At 59.9% G+C, this 19,261-nt stretch carries 13 protein-coding genes and 1 pseudogene; 10 read left to right on the forward strand and 4 right to left on the reverse strand.

Going from position 1 to position 19,261, the window contains the following annotated elements; all coding sequences use genetic code 11:
- Positions 1 to 190 precede the first annotated feature (190 nt).
- Both serB and cysB read right to left on the reverse strand, forming a co-directional pair.
- Positions 191 to 1,027, reverse strand: a complete 837-nt coding sequence (gene serB, locus ACKTSJ_RS03615; RefSeq protein ID WP_407897471.1) for a phosphoserine phosphatase SerB — start codon at positions 1,025 to 1,027, stop codon at positions 191 to 193.
- Positions 1,028 to 1,256: 229 nt separating this feature from the next.
- Positions 1,257 to 2,183, reverse strand: coding sequence for an HTH-type transcriptional regulator CysB (gene cysB / locus ACKTSJ_RS03620; protein ID WP_407897473.1), 927 nt, complete (start codon positions 2,181 to 2,183; stop codon positions 1,257 to 1,259).
- Between the two features lie 109 nt (positions 2,184 to 2,292).
- Between cysB and ACKTSJ_RS03625 the strand changes: the two genes are divergently transcribed.
- From ACKTSJ_RS03625 to mutY, 8 genes and pseudogenes are all read left to right on the forward strand, one after another.
- Positions 2,293 to 3,075 carry a sulfite exporter TauE/SafE family protein gene (locus ACKTSJ_RS03625; RefSeq protein ID WP_407897475.1) on the forward strand — a complete coding sequence of 261 codons (783 nt, stop codon included), beginning with the start codon at positions 2,293 to 2,295 and terminating at the stop codon, positions 3,073 to 3,075.
- Between the two features lie 11 nt (positions 3,076 to 3,086).
- Positions 3,087 to 5,117: a nitrite/sulfite reductase gene (locus tag ACKTSJ_RS03630; RefSeq protein ID WP_407897477.1), complete on the forward strand. Its 2,031-nt coding sequence runs from the start codon at positions 3,087 to 3,089 to the stop codon at positions 5,115 to 5,117.
- Positions 5,114 to 5,788: pseudogene (locus ACKTSJ_RS03635) on the forward strand (phosphoadenylyl-sulfate reductase); the annotation flags it as partial. The gene ACKTSJ_RS03630 and the pseudogene ACKTSJ_RS03635, both read left to right, overlap by 4 nt.
- A gap of 289 nt (positions 5,789 to 6,077) precedes the next feature.
- On the forward strand, positions 6,078 to 7,004 hold the full coding sequence (gene cysD / locus ACKTSJ_RS03640; protein WP_407897479.1) for a sulfate adenylyltransferase subunit CysD: 927 nt from the start codon (positions 6,078 to 6,080) through the stop codon (positions 7,002 to 7,004).
- Positions 7,005 to 7,102: 98 nt separating this feature from the next.
- Positions 7,103 to 8,356, forward strand: coding sequence for a sulfate adenylyltransferase subunit CysN (gene cysN / locus ACKTSJ_RS03645; RefSeq protein ID WP_407897481.1), 1,254 nt, complete (start codon positions 7,103 to 7,105; stop codon positions 8,354 to 8,356).
- 356 nt (positions 8,357 to 8,712) lie between these two features.
- Positions 8,713 to 9,645 (forward strand): CobD/CbiB family protein, encoded by a 933-nt coding sequence (locus tag ACKTSJ_RS03650; protein WP_407897483.1) that lies wholly within the window; start codon positions 8,713 to 8,715, stop codon positions 9,643 to 9,645.
- Positions 9,646 to 10,008: 363 nt separating this feature from the next.
- Positions 10,009 to 12,153, forward strand: a complete 2,145-nt coding sequence (locus ACKTSJ_RS03655; RefSeq protein WP_407897485.1) for an AsmA family protein — start codon at positions 10,009 to 10,011, stop codon at positions 12,151 to 12,153.
- Between the two features lie 56 nt (positions 12,154 to 12,209).
- Positions 12,210 to 13,304, forward strand: a complete 1,095-nt coding sequence (mutY, locus tag ACKTSJ_RS03660) for an A/G-specific adenine glycosylase (protein WP_407897487.1) — start codon at positions 12,210 to 12,212, stop codon at positions 13,302 to 13,304.
- Between the two features lie 3 nt (positions 13,305 to 13,307).
- Here mutY and ACKTSJ_RS03665 read toward each other — a convergent pair whose 3' ends face one another.
- Positions 13,308 to 14,729, reverse strand: coding sequence for a M48 family metalloprotease (locus tag ACKTSJ_RS03665; protein ID WP_407897489.1), 1,422 nt, complete (start codon positions 14,727 to 14,729; stop codon positions 13,308 to 13,310).
- A 94-nt stretch (positions 14,730 to 14,823) separates the two neighbouring features.
- On the opposite strand from ACKTSJ_RS03665, the gene ACKTSJ_RS03670 reads away from it, so the two are divergent.
- Both ACKTSJ_RS03670 and ACKTSJ_RS03675 read left to right on the forward strand, forming a co-directional pair.
- The gene (locus tag ACKTSJ_RS03670) at positions 14,824 to 16,110 is read left to right on the forward strand and encodes a protein kinase domain-containing protein (protein ID WP_407897491.1); all 1,287 of its coding nucleotides are present in this window, start codon (positions 14,824 to 14,826) and stop codon (positions 16,108 to 16,110) included.
- 10 nt (positions 16,111 to 16,120) lie between these two features.
- Positions 16,121 to 16,351: a sulfurtransferase TusA family protein gene (locus ACKTSJ_RS03675; protein WP_407897493.1), complete on the forward strand. Its 231-nt coding sequence runs from the start codon at positions 16,121 to 16,123 to the stop codon at positions 16,349 to 16,351.
- Between the two features lie 33 nt (positions 16,352 to 16,384).
- Here the strand turns inward: ACKTSJ_RS03675 and ACKTSJ_RS03680 are convergent, their stop codons facing one another.
- Positions 16,385 to 19,240, reverse strand: coding sequence for a valine--tRNA ligase (locus ACKTSJ_RS03680; RefSeq protein WP_407897495.1), 2,856 nt, complete (start codon positions 19,238 to 19,240; stop codon positions 16,385 to 16,387).
- Between the last annotated feature and the right edge of the window lie 21 nt (positions 19,241 to 19,261).

The raw sequence follows: 19,261 nt of genomic DNA on the forward strand, positions 1-19,261 counted from the left end.
GGGTTGAGGCGGAGGGCAAAGCGTTTTCGGTATCCTGCACGGTGTGGCTCCCTTGAGTGTGTTGCGGATTACAGGTTTACCACTATAGATAGTGGTTGCCGGTGAAATTTTTACTAACTGTAGGGAGCCGAGCCCGTTTTGGCAAGCGAAAAAATCATCTCTCCGGCATTGACCGCGGAGCGGAAAAGGTTTAACGGCCAAGCAGGTTGACCAGGCCGTCCAGCCCGACGAAGTTGAGCGCATAGTTGGCCTGGGCGCGCACCACCGGCTTGGCGTGGTAAGCGATGCTCACCCCCGCCAGCGCCATCATCTTCAGGTCGTTCGCGCCGTCGCCCATCGCGATCACCTGTTCCGGCCCGAGGCCGAGCTCATCGCGGATTTTCACCAGCCAGTCGGCCTTGCCCTGGGCATCGAATACGTTGCCCAGCACGCGGCCGGTGAGTTTGCCGTCGATGATTTCCAGCGTATTTGCATGGGTGTAATCGAGGCCGAGACGCGGCTTGAGCCGTTCGGTAAAGAACAGGAAGCCGCCGGACACCAGCAGCGTCTTGATGCCCTGCAAGCGCAGGGTGTCCAGCATCTGTTCGGCGCCGGGATTCAAACACAGGCGCTCGTCATAGACGCGCTGCAACGCACCTTCCTCCAGCCCGGCCAGCAAGGCCACGCGCCGGCGCAGACTCTCGGCGAAGTCGATCTCGCCGCGCATCGCCGCCTCGGTGATTGCCGCGACCTGCGGCTTCAGCCCCTGCATGCCGGCGATTTCGTCGATGCACTCGATGGTGATCAGGGTCGAGTCCATGTCCATCACCAGCAGGCCGAAATCAGACAGACGCCGTTCCCGTGGCACGAAACCGAAATCGATATGGTGCTCAAAACAATACGGCTCGATTTCGGCATGCGGCTGCGCGTCACGCAGCCGGAACGTGCGCCTGCCCGTCTGCTCGATGGCGCGGGCGGCCGCCTGTCTGGCGAGGTGTTCGATCTGGTCGGCGGGAAGGTCGTGCGGGGCTTGCAGAACGAGGTTCATGGCTAAAACCGGGTCGGGTGCATTGAATTGAAGGAGGCGCATTTTAATCCAGACCGATGCGCGGGCATGGACAAACTTGGGGCGGGCTCCTGGTGTAGTGCCGCACGCTTAACGATACTTATTGCGAACCTTTGTGGGTCAGACTTCAGTCCGACATGTCGGGTTAAAACCCGACCCACAAGGGCTTCCCGCACCTTGGCATAAGTTCCAGATAGCGTGCAACACTACACTAGCGCGTCAGGTGCAATGCGTCAGCCACCAGGGCATGCGTGAGCCGGGGGGCGAACAGTTCGATGAAGTGGTAGCCGAAGCCGCGCAGGTACTGGTTCTGGCGGATGGCGATGCGCGTGGTGCTGGGCTGGAACAGGTGCCCGGCGTCGATCATGCGCAACTGCCGGTCCCGCTCCGGGATGAAGGCCATCTGCGCCACGATGCCGACCCCCAGCCCGAGTTCGACGTAAGTTTTGATCACATCAGCGTCAATGGCGGTGAGCGCGATGTTGGGTTCGATCCCCGCCTCGCTGAATGCCTGGTTGATCTTGTTGCGCCCGGTGAAGGCGAAGTCGTAGGTGATGAGGGGGTACTGTGCCAGCTTCTTCAGGGTCAGGCGTTTCTCCTCCAGCAGCGGATGTTTGGGCGGTACGACCACGCAGTGATGCCATTCGTAGCAGGGGAGGGTGACCAGTTCGTCGTAGAGGGCGATGCTCTCGGTCGCGATGCCGATGTCCGCTTCCCCGCTCAATACCATCTCGGCGATCTGGGTCGGGCTGCCCTGATGCAGACCGAGTTTGACTTCCGGGTAACGCAAGGTGAAGGCCTTGATGACGTGGGGCAGGGCATAGCGCGCCTGGGTGTGCGTGGTGGCGATGGTCAGGCTGCCGCTGTCCTGGCGGCTGAATTCCTGCCCGACCTGCTTCAGATTGTTGGTTTCGTGCAGCACGCGCTGCGCGATCGCCAGTACCGCCTTGCCGGGTTCGGTGAGCGCGACGATGCGTTTGCCGTTGCGCACGAAGATGTCGACGCCGAGCTCTTCTTCCAGCAATTTGATCTGTTTGCTCACGCCAGGTTGTGAAGTGAACAGCGCGCCCGCCGCGTCCGAGATGTTCAGATCGCAACGCACGATTTCATTCAGGTAACGCAGTTGTTGCAGGTTCATGGCTTGGGCTCGTATATGTCATTAGGTTATAAAATATTAACATAAAAGTATTTAGTAATATAAAGCAGCGCCCCTAGAATGCGCTGCATTCAAGTGCAACGGGGCAATCATGGATTGGCTTTATACGGTTTCCGGTTTTGTGGTCGGGCTGATCGTCGGGGTGACCGGCGTCGGCGGCGGGTCGTTGATGACGCCGCTGCTGGTGCTGCTCTTCGGCGTGTCGCCCGCGACCGCGGTCGGCACCGACCTGCTGTATGCCGCACTCACCAAGTCGCTCGGCGGCTGGGTGCACAGCCGCAACGGCACGGTGGACTGGAAAGTCGTCAAGCGCCTGAGCTTGGGCAGTCTGCCCGCCGCGCTGTTCACCCTCGCCCTGTTCAAATATCTGGCGCTGGATGAAAAGACGCTGGGCAGCCTGATGACCGGCGTGTTGAGCATCGCCCTGTTGCTCACCGCGGTGGCGTTGCTGCTGAAAGACTGGATCAGAAAAATTGCGCGGCGCGACGACGGCACCGTGTTCGAACTGCACCACCGCCATCTGCCGACCGCCACCCTCATCACCGGGGCCATCGTCGGCGTGCTGGTGACCATTTCCTCCATCGGCGCCGGGGTGCTCGGCACGGTGGCGTTGCTGTTCCTCTATCCGCGCCTGTCTGCCGCAAAAATCGTCGGCACCGACATCGCCCATGCCGTGCCGCTGACGCTGGTGGCCGGGCTGGGGCACATGGGGCTGGGCACGGTGGATCTGGTGCTGCTGGGCAGTCTGCTGCTGGGTTCGCTGCCGGGCATCTATCTCGGCAGCCATCTCTCGGCCAGAGTCCCGGAAAAAGTGTTGCGCCCGCTGTTGGCAGTGATGTTGCTAATCATCGGCACCCGCCTGGTTTTGCATTGAAAGGAAATGAAATGAGTCTGAATAACCGCAATCTGTCCGACTTGGAAGAGATCGAACGTTTCGAGCAGGCCATCGCCGAATTCGAGGCGGGCAACATCGATCCCGACCGCTTCACCGCCATCCGTTTGCAACAGGGTGTTTATGGGCAGCGCCAGCAGGGCGTGCAGATGCTGCGCATCAAGGTGCCAGGCGGCAGGCTGACGGCGCGGCAACTGGGCGTGATCGGCGAAATCACCCGCGACTATTCGCAGCACGGCGTCGCCCACGTCACCACGCGCCAGGACATCCAGGTGCACTATGTGCCGCTGGCCGACACGCCGCACGCCATGCGCCGGCTGGCCGGGGTCGGGGTCACCACGCGCGAGGCCTGCGGCAACACCATCCGCAACATGACCGCCTGCCCGCTGGCCGGGGTGTGCCCGAAAGAGCGGGTGGACGTGGCGCGCCATGTGGACGGGGCGACCCTGCATTTCCTGCGCAACCCGCTCAACCAGCAGTTGCCGCGCAAGTTCAAGTTTGCCTTTTCAGGCTGCGAGGCCGATTGCGCGCAATCGCTGCTGCATGACTGCGGCGTGATCGCCACCGAAAAGGACGGCGTGCACGGTTTCCGCATCCGCGCCGGCGGCGGGCTGGGGCATAAGCCGCACGAGTCCATCGTGGTTGAGGAATTCATTCCAGAACGCGAGTTGCTGTTCGCGCTGGAGGCGCTGGTGAGCCTGCACAACAAGTATTCCGACCGCACCAAACGCGCCAAATCGCGCCTCAAGTTCCTGGTCGAACGTTTTGGTGCAGCCGGGTTCATCGAAAAATACCGCGAGGAATTCGCGCGCACTCGTGAAGCCTTGGCGGCACAGCCGTATCCGCAGGGCGAGTGGCGCGCACCGGGCGCAGGGGTTGTGCCGGGACAGGGCGCGCCGCGCCGGGTCATGGCGCAACACCAGCCGGGCCTGTTCGTGCTGCCGGTGGCGTTGCCGATCGGCGACCTCAAGGCGCAGCAGATGATCGACCTGGCGGCGTTACTGCAAGCGCATGGGCTGGATCGCGTTAACACCACGCAGGATCAGAACCTGGTCATCTTCAATGTGGCGCAGGACAAGCTGGCCGCCTTGCGCAGCGGTCTGGCCGCCCTTGGCCTGGGCGAACCGCAAACCGGCGACAACGTGGTGGCCTGCCCCGGCACATCCACCTGCCGCCTCGGCATCACCAGCAGCACCGTGCTGGGGCCGCTGTTGTCGGGCGGGCGCGCCGACCTGCATATCCGCGTGTCCGGTTGCCACAACGGCTGCGCCCAGCCGGAGACGGCCGACATCGGCATCTACGGCGAAGCCAAGCGTCTGCACGGCAAGCTGGTGCCGCATTACCAGATGTATTTGGCTGGCCGCGGCACGGCGGGCGGCGCACTCGCCCTGAAAGGCCCATCTGTGCCGGCGGCGCGCATCATGACGGCGGTTGCTCGTGTGCAGGAAGCGCATCTGGCCAGCGGCGAACCGGACTTTTTCGTCTGGGCGCGGCAACAGGCGCCGGATTATTTCAAGGGCTTGCTGGCCGACCTGGCGGAGGTGAAGGCGGAAGAATTGCACGGCGTGATGCAGGACTTCGGTGACAAGACCGACTTCCGTGTGCTGAATCTGGGCGGCGGCGAATGCGCGGGCGCATCGCAGGTGCTCATCGGCGCCAACTTCTTCGAAGCAGCGCACGAGCGCGAATACCGCAATGCGCTGGTGTTCCAGCGCAAATATGCGGAGGCGGCGCAGTGCAACGAATCCATCCTGCGCCTGCTCGGTTCCGGCGTGGCGCAGTTGCTTGGCGGCTCGCGGTTGGATGATCTGGCCAAGCTGGCAGAGCAGCTGAATCTGCTGGCACCGGAAGAGATTGCCATCGAGTTCGCCCGCGCCGCGCAAAAATCGGCGAACAGCGGGGAGATCGACAGTGACACCGTTACTGCCGCCAGCGCCAGAGTGGACGCATGGACGGTCAGGGTGGCGGAATTCGCCACCGCAAAAGACGGACAACTGGACTTGAAGGAGGCATTGCCAAAATGAACACCGAACTGAATCAAAAGATTGCCGATACCCTCGTGGTGTTGCAGCAGGCCGCCAGCGAATTTGCACCGGTCGTGTTTGCCAACAGTCTGGGTGCGGAAGACATGGTGCTGACCGACCTGATCGCCAAATATCAGCCCGACATCGCCATGTTCAGTCTGGATACCGGCCGCCTGCCACAGGAGACATACGACTTGGTTCAGGCCGTGAACCGGCGCTACGCCCTGCCGCTGCAGGTCTATTTCCCCGACAGCAGGCTGATCGAGGAATATGTCGCGCAGCACGGCATCAACGGTTTCTACGATAGCGTGGAGAACCGTAAGCGCTGCTGCTTCGTGCGCAAGGTGGAGCCGTTGCGCCGCGCCCTGAAGGACAAGGGCGCGTGGATCACCGGCATGCGCCGCGACCAGGCCGTCACACGCGGCACGCTCGAAGTCTCTGCTTTCGATGCCGACAACGGCCTGCAGAAATTCAACCCGCTGCTGGACTGGTCGAACAACGACGTGTGGGCGTACATCCGCCAGAACGATGTGCCCTACAACAAGCTGCACGACCAGTTCTATCCCAGCATCGGCTGCGCACCGTGCACGCGCTCGGTCACGCCGGGCGAAGACATCCGCGCCGGACGCTGGTGGTGGGAAAACCCCGAAAGCAAGGAGTGCGGCCTGCATGTCAGCCATGCTCCCGCAGGAGGGAGCGTGGCTCACGGTTTCGGGGTTTCGGTGCAGGGTAATGCCGGGAGCGAAGCGGACGACGTTAGCCGGAACCAAAACGTGGCCGGCAAGGAGTGCGGCCTGCATGTCAGCCATGCTCCCGCAGGAGGGAGCGTGGCTCACGGATCGGGCGTGCAGGAGACGAGCAGCACTTCATTGCAGGCGAGCCGTGCGCGTGTATTCGAGATCGCCGCGCGGGCCAGATTCAAGCAGGCTGTCACGGCTTGAAGAAGGAAGGTAAATCAACATGAAACTGATCGATCACGATATGAGCGCAAAAACCTTATCCCACCTTGATACGTTGGAAAGCGAATCGATCCACATCATGCGCGAGGTCGCGGCGGAGTGCAAAAACCCGGCGCTGCTGTTCTCCGGCGGCAAGGATTCCATCGTGATGCTGCGCCTGGCGGAAAAGGCATTCCGTCCGGCGAAGTTCCCGTTCCCGCTGGTGCACATCGATACCGAGCACAACTTCCCGGAAGTGATCGCCACCCGTGACAAGCTGGCGAAGGATCTGGGCGAACGGCTGATCGTGCGTTCGCTGGAGGACTCGATCAAGCGCGGCAGCATCGTCATCAAGGACGAGAGCAAGCCGCGCAATCCCTACCAGTCGGTGACGCTGCTGGAGACTATCGCCGAGTTCGGTTTCGATGCCTGCCTGGGCGGCGCGCGGCGCGACGAGGAGAAGGCGCGCGCCAAGGAGCGCATCTTTTCCTTCCGCGACGAGTTCGGCCAGTGGGACCCGAAGAACCAGCGCCCGGAATTGTGGGACACCTACAACACCCGTGTGCATCCGGGCGAGAACATCCGCGTGTTCCCGATCAGCAACTGGACCGAGACGGACATCTGGCAGTACATCGGGCGCGAACACCTGCACATCCCGAGCATCTACTTCGCGCACGAGCGCGAGGTGATCAGGCGCGGCGGCAACGTGATCCCGGTGTCGCATCTGGTGCAACCGAAGCCGGGCGAGAAGGTGGAAGTGGTGTCGGTGCGTTTCCGCACCGTGGGCGACATGACCTGCACCGCGCCGGTGGAATCCACGGCGCGCACGGTGGACGAGATCATCGCCGAGACCGCGACCACGCGCATCACCGAACGCGGCGCGACGCGCATGGACGACCAGACTTCGGATGCGTCGATGGAGCTGCGGAAGAAGGAAGGATACTTTTGATTTAGCTACGGTTGCACACGGATATTCACGGATGAATGCTCCGATTTTATCTGTGTTCATCCGTGTTAATCAGTGGCTAATTATTTTAGGGTTTAACTATGAACACCACCACACAACTGTTGCGTTTCATCACTGCCGGTTCGGTTGACGACGGCAAGAGCACCCTGATCGGGCGCCTGCTGCACGACTCGAAATCGATTTTCGAGGACCAGTTCGCGGCGATTTCAAAAACCAGCGAGAAGCGTGGCATGGCGGCGGTTGATCTGTCGCTGCTGACCGACGGCCTGCAGGCCGAGCGCGAGCAGGGCATCACCATCGACGTCGCCTACCGCTATTTCGCCACGCCGAAGCGCAAGTTCATCATCGGCGACACGCCGGGGCACGAGCAATACACGCGCAACATGGTCACGGCGGCATCCACCGCCAATCTCGCCATCATCCTGATCGATGCGCGCAAGGGGGTGCTGACCCAGACGCGCCGCCACACTTACATCGCCAGCCTGCTCGGGGTGCCGCACGTGGTGCTGGCGGTGAACAAGATGGACATGGTCGATTATTCGCAGGCGCGCTTCGACGAGATCGTGGCCGACTACAAGGCATTTGCCGCGCAACTCGGCCTGCATGACGTGAAATGCATTCCGCTGTCGGCGCTCAACGGCGACATGGTGGTCGATCGCGGTGACCAACTGGATTGGTACACCGGCCCGGCCCTGCTCGAATTGCTGGAGAACGTCGAGATCGAGCACGACGTGAACACCAGCGATTTCCGTTTCCCGGTGCAATGGGTGTGCCGCCCGCAGACCGATGAATATCACGACTTCCGCGGTTTCGCCGGACGCATCGAAGCGGGCGAAGTCTCGGTGGGCGACCAAGTCACCGTCCTGCCATCGGGGCGCACCAGCACCGTCAAGGAAATCTTCACCTATGACGGCGGCCTGCTCACCGCCTTCGCCCCGCAATCCGTGACCCTGCGGCTGGCGGACGAGATCGACATCTCGCGCGGCGACATGCTGGTGAAATCCTCCGTCCATCTGCCCAAAGTGGAAAAAGAATTCGAGGCGACCCTGTGCTGGCTGTCCGAGTCGCCGCTGGACCGCAACCGCAAGTATCTGGTCAAGCACACCACGCGCACGGCGAAGTGCCTGTTCGCGCGCCTGGATTACCGGGTCGATGTCAACACCCTGGAACAACACGCGGTCGAGAAGTTGAACATGAACGACATCGCGCGCGTGGCGATCAAGACCCAGTTGCCGCTGGTGTTCGACCCCTACGAAAACGACCGTGCCACCGGCAGCTTCATCGTCATCGACGAGGCGAGCAACAACACCGTCGCGGCGGGCATGATCGGGTAGGCTGGCTTTCCCCAAAAGGGGCAGTAGCCTGCGGATAACCGGCCAGGACGCTGTGTGGGCTGTCCGACTAAAGTCCGACCTACAGAGCTGAAACCCGTCCCCTGGCGAATGCCGGGTTTGTGGGGCGGACCGTAGCCCTGACACGGTGCGGCGAAGCCGGCGGTGCGGGAAGGGCTACCGGCGGCTGCTCCCGCAATCGGCTGCTGCGCAGTAACGTGTCGCAGCCGCCAGTCCGACGAATTCATTTCCGCAGGACAGCCCATCCTGAGCCCGTGCAGAGTTGCGGAGGGCGCGGAGCGACACAGGCTGTTTGTGGTATCTTTCTCCCACCAGAGACTGATGCACCCTTTGAAGTCATGAGCCTGCTCTCCTTGATCGCCGCCCTGTTGCTGGAACAAGTCGTCCCGCTGGCTTCGCGCAGCTACCTGCACCGGTGGGTCGGCGAGTATGCCCAATTCTTCCGCCATCAATTCGATGCCGGAGAGAATTCGCACGGCCGCGTCGCCTGGCTGCTCGCCGTGCTGCCATTGCTGGTGCTGCTATGGCTGCTGTATACCGTGCTGCTGGCCAAGCACGCGGTCTTTGCCTGGGCGTTCTGCGTGCTGGTGCTTTACCTCTCGATGGGGTTCCGTCAGTTCAGCCATTACTTCACCGATATTCATCAGGCCCTGCGCGACAACGATCTGCAGCTTGCGCGCGAACTGTTGGGCGAATGGACGGGCCAATCCTGCAGCGACCTCAATCCGCAGGAAGTCGCGCGCCTCACCATCGAACAGGCGCTGCTGGCCTCGCACCGCCATGTGTTCGGGGTCGTTTTCTGGTTCGTCTTTTTCATGCTGCTCGGCATGGGGCCGCTGGGAGCGGTGCTGTATCGGCTGGCCACCTTCATCGGCAGCCGTTGGCGCGGGGCGGAGAACGAGGACACTGCGTTCGGCGCTTTCGCACAGCAGGCGTGCCGGGTGCTGGAATGGCTGCCGCTGCGGCTGACGGCGATCAGTTTCGCCATCGTCGGCAATTTCGAGGACACTATTTTTTGCTGGCGCACGCAAGCAAAAGAATGGCCCGAGCCGGAGGCGGGAATTCTGCTTGCCAGCGGTGCCGGTGCGCTGGGTGTCAAGCTGGGACAGACCGTGGTGCTCGACGATCAGCCGGCGTATCGCCCCGAACTGGGAAGCGGCGACGATGTCGATACCGACCACCTGCAAAGCGCCGTGGGACTGGTCTGGCGCACGTTGGTGTTTCAGCTGATCCTGCTGTTGCTGCTTACCATTGCCAATTTGCTGGGATAGGAATCGATTCGGCCCTCTGCGGATGCTTCCAATATCCCGCTCCATTACTTGAGCCCTGAGGGGGTATGAAGTTTGATGCACAGCCCATCGACTTCAGGCAGGGACGTCGGCGTGCGCGGAAAGAGAACGGACATTTTTCGCGCTCGAAGCGTCTTCAAATGGCCGGGCAATTAAAGCGGATTCGTGCCTCTGGCCGCCCGGAGTATTTCATGCTTTTGGGCGATTCCTTCTGTTCTGCGTGCGATGCGCCGTGCGGTCGTGGTACTGATTCGTCATTCGGAAAGAGAGGTATGACGTGTTCCTGGCGAAAAATCCCTTCGCTCAATCGTTTATAATCGGCTTCGTCGCTCATGGGACAGTGATATGAATAAATATCTCAAATATGGTTTGTGGTGTGCGGGCGGGATGGCTTTGCTGGTTTTTGGTGTGGTTGCTTACGTTGCACTGACATTGGATCCGAATACATACAAGCCGCAGATTATTCAGGCGGTTAAGGAGAGTGCGCATCGCACCTTGAAGCTGGACGGGGACATCAGGCTGGTCTTCTTTCCAAACCTGGGGGTTCGCCTGGATTCGGTCTCATTATCCGAATTTGAAAGTGCGCAGGAATTCGCCGCGATAGATCATGTTGATGTGTCGCTTGCCTTGTGGCCGCTGTTGTCGAAACGAATCATCGTGGATGGCGTGGCGGTGAGCGGCCTCAAGGTGCATGTCGTGAAATTCAAGAATGGGGAAACCAATTTTGGTGATCTGGCGGGGGGGGCTTCGTCGGAACAGCCGGAGCAACGGCCTGCAACAGGCGCGCCGTTCAAACTTGACATCGCGTCAGTGAAAATTGAACGGGCCGCATTAACTTTCCGGGATGAGACTCGCCACGCGGACTATCGCGTTGATGACCTGAACCTTGAGACGGGTCGTATTACGAATGGCGTGTCGAGCCCGATCGATTTTTCGGGGCATCTGGTGACGAACCAGCCACCGCTGGATGTCCGGCTTAAACTGAAAACCTGGCTGACTTTTGATTTGGAAAAGAATTTTTATCAGATCAAGTCGCTGAATGCGAAAGCGGAAGGAGTGAAAGATCGCGACACGTTTGAAGTGAATTTGGATGTGCCCGAATTTGAAATCGAGAAAAATCAGTTTTCCGGCAAGGATGTCAAACTCAACGCCAAGCTGGATGCGGCGTTGGATAATGTTCTGATCGCGTTATCGCTGCCGGCCCTGAAGGGCGATTCAGAGAAATTTAATCTGAACGGGCTGTCAATCAAGGCCGATATCAAGAAGCCGGAACAGGCGTTCAACCTGAACGTGGATACCTCTGTAACCGGGACGCTGAAGACACAACAATTCAATCTGCCTGATTTGGCTGTCGCCCTGAACGCGATTGGAGATCAGTTGCCGGGCAAGAATATACGGGGTGAATTGAAAGGCAGTTTGCAAGCCGATCTTGGACGAAAAAGCATCCAGACCAATCTGGCGGGCAGGCTGATGCAAAGCCAGATCAAGCTGAAGTTGGCCGTCAAGAATTTTACAGAACCCGCCATTCGCTATGACGTGGAGGCAGACCGATTCGATGCAGATCCGTTGATCACGCCGGCGCCAGCCGGTACGTCCGTCGCGGGAACCCAAGCCGCAGAACTGGAGCAACCTTTTGATTTGTCCGCCTTGAGAACCCTGAACGTGGAAGGAAGCCTGCGCGTGGGGGAATTCAAGGCGGCCCAGCTGAAAATGAATAAGCTGCGCCTTGATTTAAGCGCAAAGCATGGAATCCTGAAAGTGACAACGTTTTCGGCCAATCTGTATCAAGGTGGCCTGAACAGTGACATGGTGCTGAATGTTACACAGCCACAACCGCAGTTTTCGGTGAGCGCCAGACTGAATGCGATCGAGATAGGCCCCCTCCTGGTCGACGCCCTGAAGAAGGATTTCATCGAAGGCAAGGGCAATGTGGGAATCAACGTCGTCACGCGGGGAGACCGTGTTAGTGCGTTGAAAAAAAACTTGAACGGAACGCTGTCCATTTATCTTTCGGATGGCGCGGTGAAGGGGGTGAACCTGGCGAAGATCGTGCGTGAAATCGGCCCGCGTGGGAACACAACGCAGGGTGTCGATCAACGGGAAAAAACCGACTTCAGCGAAATGAAAGCCAGCTTCAAGATTGCCAATGGCGTCGCATATAACGATGACTTGATGCTGAAATCTCCCTTTGTGCGCGTGGGCGGGAAGGGAGAAATCGATGTGGGTAAAGACCGCATGAATTACCTGGTAAAAGCCACGATCGCGGGAACCCTGGAAGGTCAGGGGGGTAAGGATCGTGTTGGCGGATTAACAATTCCGGTTCGTCTGGTTGGGCCGTTCGCTGCTTTGAAATACACGCCCGACCTGGGTTCGATGATCTCGGATAACGCGAAGCAGAAAGTGAAAGATGCCCTTGGGGCGGGCCAGGGGAATGCCAAGACAAAAATTGGAGACGAGTTGAACAAGGGGCTGCGGGGCTTGTTCAAGTGACCGGGAAAGGACCTTGTGTGCGGCGTGTCTGACCGGCAGGGCAACGGACTGCAGTGATGGCCAGTTTTGCAAATCGTCTTATCGCGTGGCAGCGCGCGCATGGCCGCAATGACCTGCCCTGGCAGGGGGCGGAGGTGTACCAAATCTGGCTGTCCGAGATCATGCTGCAACAAACTCAAGTTGCCACGGTTATCCCCTTTTATCTGCGGTTTATCGCGGCTTTCCCGAATATCCACGCGCTTGCGTCAGCCTCGGAAGAGCAGGTGCTGGCCTGTTGGAGCGGGCTGGGTTACTACGCGCGCGCGCGCAATCTGCGCCGCGCGGCACAAATCATCGTGGAAAAATACAAGGGCGAGTTTCCCCGCCGATATGAGCAGATACTGGAACTTCCCGGTATTGGTCGTTCCACGGCAGCCGCCATTGGTGCGCTGGCCTATGCCGACCATCTTGCGATTCTGGATGGGAATGTGAAACGCGTGCTGGCGCGTTACTGCGGTATTTCGGGGTGGGCGGGCGAACAAAAAGTGGCAGCGCGGCTGTGGCAACAGGCCGATGCGCTGCTACCTTCGGCAACACACGTGGCAAGCGGGGACAGGGTTGACGGTGGCGTGCCCAATACCCGGATTGCCACGTACACCCAAGCCATGATGGATCTGGGCGCCACCGTGTGCGTTCGCCATCAGCCCAGATGCGGAATGTGTCCGGTGCGAACCGACTGTGTTGCCCTGCAGACCGGGCGTCTCGCCACGCTGCCCAGTCCCCGTCCGCGCAAAATTGTACCGGAACGGCAAGCCACCTTTGTATTGCTGATGCATGAGCAAGAAATCTGGCTGGAGAAACGCTTGTCCAGTGGTATCTGGGGCGGGTTGTGGTGTCCGCCGCAATTCGATCATGAGACGGCGGCAAGGGACTGGTTTGAGCGCACTGGGCTGGACGCGACTGGCGGGGAACGGTTGGCGCCATTCACCCATGCTTTCACCCACTTTAGGCTGCATATCACGCCGTTGAAGATTCGGCTTGCACGCAAGCCGGTGCAGGCCGCCCAGCCGGGGGGTGTTTGGCTGGACGTGACAGACGCGTTAGATGCGGCGATTCCCGTTCCGGTCAGACAGCTCTTGCTGAAGGTGAAGCCAACATCGGCCGGCAGATGAATTTCATTTGCGTTGGCGCTGTGCGTTCAGGATTTCACGATACTGTTTAAGTTCGGTCTCGATTATGGAAAGTTGGTAATAGTCGTTTCCCGCCCGCTTCGCCAACTCCAGCTGCTCGACCGCACCGCGTAAATTTCCGTGCAAAATTTCGTAATAGGCCAGTACATGATGAGCTTCCTGAGGACGCCGCAATGCGGTGTAAGCGCGTGCCTGCAGTTCGTAAAGTTTGGCGTTGTTTTCATCGCGTGCAATTTCCTTGTCGAGCAGGGCCAGCGCTTCGGCATATTGCTGCTGATTCAACAGCACGGAGACATAGTCCAGAATCAATGCCAGATGATGGGGATGGTTCTTAAGGGCGGCACGATAGAACTCGGTGACCCGTTGATCCTGCCATTCTTTCTGCCGGATGATGCCGAGCAGCGTGGTGATCGTGGCGTTGGGCGGTGCGGTGCGGTAGAGCGTGTCCATTTCCCGGCCGGCGCGGGTGGTTTCCCGATTCCTCAATAAGGCGAGCACCAATCCATAGCGTTGCGCCAGCGGATTGCCGTATTTCTGGTCTCCCAGGGCCTGCTCGAAATAGCTGATCGCGTCTTGCGGTGTCCGCTGTGAGGCAACGACGCGGGCGCGCATCAGCTGGAAGTCCAGCGTATCTTCCACCAGCCTGAACGGAATCTGCTGTACGCGATTACCCACGTCGGCGACCCGTTCGAGCGTGAGCGGGTGGGTGCGCAAATAGCTCGGGGCATTGCCCTCGATCAGCCGGGTGGCTTTTTGCAGGCGCTCAAAAAAACTGGGCATGGCATAGGGATCAAAACCGGATCGTTGCAGGAGGCCGACGCCGATCCGGTCTGCCTCTTTCTCATACTCGCGGGTGAAATTAAGCTGATGTTGGATCAGGCCGCCCTGGGCGCCGATGATGCCGGCTTGTGCGGCATCCGGATTGCTCCGGGCAGCCAGGATAGCGACCGCAACCGTCGCGAGCGCGGCAAGCGAATCATACTTCTGGCCGGACACCATGCGTGCCAGATGGTGCTGGGTGACGTGCGAGATTTCGTGGCTTAACACCGACGCCAACTCGGATTCGGTTTGCGTCAACAGGATTAGCCCGGTATTGACGCCGATGAACCCGCCGGGCATGGCAAACGCATTGATGGCGGCGTCATCCATCACAAAGAATTCAAACGGCTGTCCGGGTTCGCTGCTGTTGGCGACGAGACGCCGGCCCAATCGATTGAGGTAGTTCGTCAACTCTGGATCGTCCAGATAGCGGTCGCTGGCACGGATCTGCAACATGCTTTGCTCGCCGATCTGGCGTTCCACCAGCGGCGATATCACGGTCTGCGACTCGTCCCCCAGATCGGGCAGGCCATCGGCCGCAAGGGGCGGCGCCACCAGGAGCAGCAAGGCGAAAATGATTTTTTGCATGGCGATATGATAGCACCGCACAGGATTCGGTTCCCGCGCTGGACAGCCCCGCGCCAAGATCGCAGAATGTCCCCCCCTCCAGGCTATGGTCAACATGGAATCCATCGGTAAATATCAGGTTGTAAAAGAGATCGGGCGCGGCGCGACCAGCACGGTGTTCCTTGCCATCGACCCGTTCAATCAGCAGCAGGTCGCGCTCAAGCTGTTCAATCCCGGCGTGTTGCAACAGGGCGCCAGCAGCAAAGCGTTCAGGAAGCTGCTGCTGACCGAAGCCTCACTCGCCGGAAAATTGTCGCACCCGCATATTGTGAAAATTCACGATGCCGTCATGGAAGGCGACGTGAATTACATGGTGATGGAGTATGTCGAGGGGGAAACGCTGGAAAGATCTGCCGAGGTGGATCACCTGCTCCCGCTCGGGCGGATTGCGGAAATCATCTACAAGTGCTGCAAGGCGCTTGAGTACGCCCAATATCAGGGGGTGATTCACCGCGACATCAAGCCGGCCAACATCCTGCTGCGCGGGGAGAGCGACATCAAGATATCGGATTTCGGCGCGGCGTTCCTGGAGAACCAGCAGACCACGCAGGTGAGCGGTGTGGGATCGCCGGCCTACATGTCGCCCGAACAAATCAGGGAACAGGCGCTGACGCATCAGACCGACATCTATTCGCTGGGTGTGACCATGTATCGCATGCTGACGGGAAAACTGCCGTTCGATGCGGCCAACAACTACAGCATGATCTACCAGATCATGAACATCGAGCCGCCGCCGCCGAGCAATTACCGCCCCGAGATACCCCCCGCGCTGGATGCCATCGTGCAGCGCGCGATGTGCAAGGACATCGCGCAGCGTTACCAGAGCTGGGATGAAATGGCGCGCGATCTGGTCGCCTTCATCAGCACGGATGTGCCGCAACAGGAACAGATATTCGACACGGAAAAGTTCGACACCCTGCGCGCCTTGCCGTTTTTTGCGGAGTTCAGCGATGTCGAGCTGTGGGAAGTATTACGCATCAGCGAATGGCGCAAGGTGCACAAGGACGAGCAGATATTGAGCGAAGGCGAGGCGGGGCAGAACTTCTTCATCATCGCCAGCGGTTCGGTGCGCGTGGTCAAACAGGGACGGCTGCTCAGCCTGCTGCACAAAGGCGACTGCTTCGGCGAAATGGCGCACCTCACCGGCAAGGATGCGCGGCGCAGCACCGATGTGTTCGCCAAGACCGAGGTCAAACTGATCGAGATCGATCCGGAAGTCCTGGCGCGCGCCTCGGCTGGTTGCCGCTACCAGTTCGGCGAAGCTTTCCTGCGCCTGCTGGTCAAGCGTCTGGCTGTGGCCAATACCCGCATTTCCAGATTGTTGAGCGATCACGAAGCGTGAGGAGGCAAACATGAGCGAGTTCGATGCAGAACTGGACGTGCGGCGACTGGCTTGTCCGTTGCCGATCCTGCGCACCAAGAAGGCGCTGGCGGAAATGCCGGCCGGGCAGGTGTTGCGTGTGGTGGCGACCGACCGGGGTGCGCTGAAGGACTTTCCCGACTTCTGCGCCAAGACCGGTCATGAACTGATCTCGGCGGTAACCTTGGGCGAGGAATTCGTGTTCCTGATTCGCCGCCGCTGATCTAGAGGTTCCCTGAACTCATTCTGCGGCCGGTCAGCCGAGTTTGCCGCGCTGTGTTTGCAATTGCGCCAAGGTCGTGCCGAAACCTGACAGCCGTTGTTTTTCCTGTTCGACTACTGCGGCAGGCGCCCGGGCGACAAAGCTCTCGTTGCCCAATTTGGCTTGCGCCTTGGTGATCTCGTTGGAAAGGCGCGCGATCTCCTTGTCCAGGCGCTCGCGCTCGGCAGCGGCGTCAATCTCCACCTTCAGCATCAGCTTGAAGGTGCCGACGATGGAAACGGGCGCGTCTCCTTCCGGCAATTCCGCGACCACATTCACTTCGCTCAACTTGCCCAAGCTGCTGATGTAGGGCGCGAGCGCGGTCAGTACGACTGCATCGCCTGCTGCGATCAGCGGCACGCGGGCGGCGGGCGACAGGTTCATCTCGCTGCGCAAGCTGCGGCAGGCCGTGGTGAGTTCCTGCAACAGCGCAACCTGCGCGCTGGCGGCTGCGTCGATCTTGCTGCTGTCGGCCTTGGGGTAGGCTTGCAACATGATGCTGTCGCCCTGGGCATTCGCCAGCGGCGCGACCGACTGCCACAGCTCTTCCGTGATGAACGGGATGATGGGATGCGCCAGGCGCAGGATGGTCTCCAGCACCCGTACCAGGGTGCGGCGCGTGGCGCGTTGCCGCGCAAGGATCGAAACATTGCTTTCCTCGACCGCTCCCTCGCCCTCCGGGAGAGGGTTGGGGTGAGGGAATGCCAGTTGAACTTTCGCCAGTTCCACGTACCAGTCGCAGTAAGTGTTCCATACCAGCTCGTACACCGTGCGCGCGGCCATGTCGAAACGGTAGTCGGCGAAGTGCGTCGCCATCTCGGCTTCGGCCTTCTGCAATTCGCTGATCATCCACTTGTCGGCGAATGAGAATTCCAGCGGCAATGATTCGTCTAATCCCACATCCTTGCCCTCGCAATTCATCAGCACGAAACGGGTGGCGTTCCACAGTTTGTTGCAGAAGTTGCGGTAGCCTTCGCAGCGCTGCATGTCGAACTTGATGTCGCGGCCGGGCGAGGCGAGCGAGGCAAAGGTGAAGCGCAGTGCATCGGTGCCGAAGGCGGTGATGCCTTGCGGGAACTCCTTGCGCGTGCGCTTTTCGATCTGCTCCGCTTGTTTCGGATTCATCAATCCGGTGGTACGTTTCTTCACCAGGTCTTCGATGCCGATACCGTCGATCAGGTCGATGGGATCGAGCACGTTGCCCTTGGACTTGGACATCTTCTGGCCTTCCGCGTCGCGGATCAGGCCGTGCACATAAACGTCCTTGAACGGAATTTTTCCGGTGATGTGTTTGGTCATCATCACCATGCGCGCCACCCAGAAGAAGATGATGTCGAAGCCGGTGACCAGCACGGAAGAGGGTAGGTATTGCTGCACGAACGGGTTCTGCTGTGCGAACGGTTTGTTCATTTCCCAGTCAAGCGTGGAGAACGGCCACAGCGCGGAGGAGAACCAGGTGTCGAGCACGTCGTTGTCGCGGTCGAGCTGCCCGGCGTAACCGGCCTGGTTGGCGAGCTTGCGCGCTTCGTCTGCATCATGCGCAACGAATACTTCGCCGTTCACGCCATACCACGCGGGTATCTGGTGGCCCCACCACAGTTGGCGCGAGATGCACCAGTCCTGGATGTTGTTCAACCACTGGTTGTAGGTGTTGACCCAGTTCTCGGGGTGAAACTTGATCTCGCCGGAGGCCACGCATTCCAGCGCCTGCTCGGTGATGCTCTTGCCCTCGGGGCCGGCCTTGCTCATGGCGACGAACCACTGGTCGGTCAGCATCGGTTCGATGACCACGCCAGTACGGTCGCCACGCGGCACTTTCATTTTGTGTTTCTCGGCCTTGTCGAATACGCCCGCTGTCTCCAGATCGGCAACGATCTGTTTGCGTGCGGCGAATCGATCCATACCTTGGTATTGCTTGGGCGCATTCTCGTTGATCTTCGCATCCAGCGTGAGGATGGAGATCATCTCCAACTTGTGACGCTGACCGACGGCATAGTCGTTGAAGTCATGCGCAGGAGTGACCTTGACCACGCCGGTGCCGAATTCTTTATCGACGTACTCATCCGCGATGATGGGGATCGTGCGGTCGCACAGCGGCAGCGTGACTTGTTTTCCGATGAGGTGTTTGTAGCGTTCGTCTTCAGGATGCACCATCACGGCAACGTCGCCCATCATGGTCTCGGGGCGCGTCGTTGCCACCACCAGATGGCCGGAACCGTCCGCCAGCGGATAACGGATGTGATACATGAACCCGTCTTCTTCTTCCTGCACCACTTCGAGGTCGGAGACGGCGGTGTGCAGTTTCGGGTCCCAGTTCACCAAGCGCTTGCCGCGATAGATCAACCCCTCGTTGTACAGGCGCACGAAAGTCTCTGTCACCGTCTTGTTGAGGTCGGCATCCATGGTGAAACGTTCGCGCGACCAGTCGGGCGAGGTGCCGAGGCGGCGCATCTGGCGAGTGATGGTGTCGCCGGAAAATTTCTTCCACTCCCACACCTTTTCGATGAACTTCTCGCGGCCGAGGTCGTGGCGCGAGATGCCTTGCGCGTCGAGCTGGCGTTCGACGACGATCTGGGTGGCGATGCCCGCGTGGTCGGTGCCCGGTTGCCACAGGGTGTTGTCGCCGCGCATGCGGTGGTAGCGCGTCAGCGCATCCATCAAAGTCTGGTTGAAGCCATGGCCCATGTGCAGCGTGCCGGTGACGTTGGGCGGCGGCAGTTGGATGCAGAAAGATTCGGATTTATGCGGGTCGAGTCCGGCCTTGAAATAGCCTGCGCTTTCCCAGACGGGATACCAGTGCGATTCGATGTCTTTGGGGTCGAAACTTTTTGCGAGTTCTTTGTGAGTCATGATCGTGCGGTATGTATGTCA

The sequence above is a fragment of the Ferrigenium sp. UT5 genome, from assembly GCF_045866295.1.
GTDB lineage: Bacteria > Pseudomonadota > Gammaproteobacteria > Burkholderiales > Gallionellaceae > Sideroxyarcus.

What these genes read in the sequence shown, in the direction of transcription:
- ACKTSJ_RS03650 (WP_407897483.1), top strand. Translation starts at nt 8,713, where the DNA reads ATGAGCCTGCTCTCCTTGATCGCCGCCCTGTTGCTGGAACAAGTCGTC.
- ACKTSJ_RS03625 (WP_407897475.1), top strand. Translation starts at nt 2,293, where the DNA reads ATGGATTGGCTTTATACGGTTTCCGGTTTTGTGGTCGGGCTGATCGTC.
- ACKTSJ_RS03670 (WP_407897491.1), top strand. Translation starts at nt 14,824, where the DNA reads ATGGAATCCATCGGTAAATATCAGGTTGTAAAAGAGATCGGGCGCGGC.
- cysN (WP_407897481.1), top strand. Translation starts at nt 7,103, where the DNA reads ATGAACACCACCACACAACTGTTGCGTTTCATCACTGCCGGTTCGGTT.
- serB (WP_407897471.1), bottom strand. Translation starts at nt 1,027, where the DNA reads ATGAACCTCGTTCTGCAAGCCCCGCACGACCTTCCCGCCGACCAGATC.
- ACKTSJ_RS03630 (WP_407897477.1), top strand. Translation starts at nt 3,087, where the DNA reads ATGAGTCTGAATAACCGCAATCTGTCCGACTTGGAAGAGATCGAACGT.
- ACKTSJ_RS03680 (WP_407897495.1), bottom strand. Translation starts at nt 19,240, where the DNA reads ATGACTCACAAAGAACTCGCAAAAAGTTTCGACCCCAAAGACATCGAA.
- ACKTSJ_RS03675 (WP_407897493.1), top strand. Translation starts at nt 16,121, where the DNA reads ATGAGCGAGTTCGATGCAGAACTGGACGTGCGGCGACTGGCTTGTCCG.
- ACKTSJ_RS03665 (WP_407897489.1), bottom strand. Translation starts at nt 14,729, where the DNA reads ATGCAAAAAATCATTTTCGCCTTGCTGCTCCTGGTGGCGCCGCCCCTT.
- mutY (WP_407897487.1), top strand. Translation starts at nt 12,210, where the DNA reads ATGGCCAGTTTTGCAAATCGTCTTATCGCGTGGCAGCGCGCGCATGGC.
- cysD (WP_407897479.1), top strand. Translation starts at nt 6,078, where the DNA reads ATGAAACTGATCGATCACGATATGAGCGCAAAAACCTTATCCCACCTT.
- cysB (WP_407897473.1), bottom strand. Translation starts at nt 2,183, where the DNA reads ATGAACCTGCAACAACTGCGTTACCTGAATGAAATCGTGCGTTGCGAT.
- ACKTSJ_RS03655 (WP_407897485.1), top strand. Translation starts at nt 10,009, where the DNA reads ATGAATAAATATCTCAAATATGGTTTGTGGTGTGCGGGCGGGATGGCT.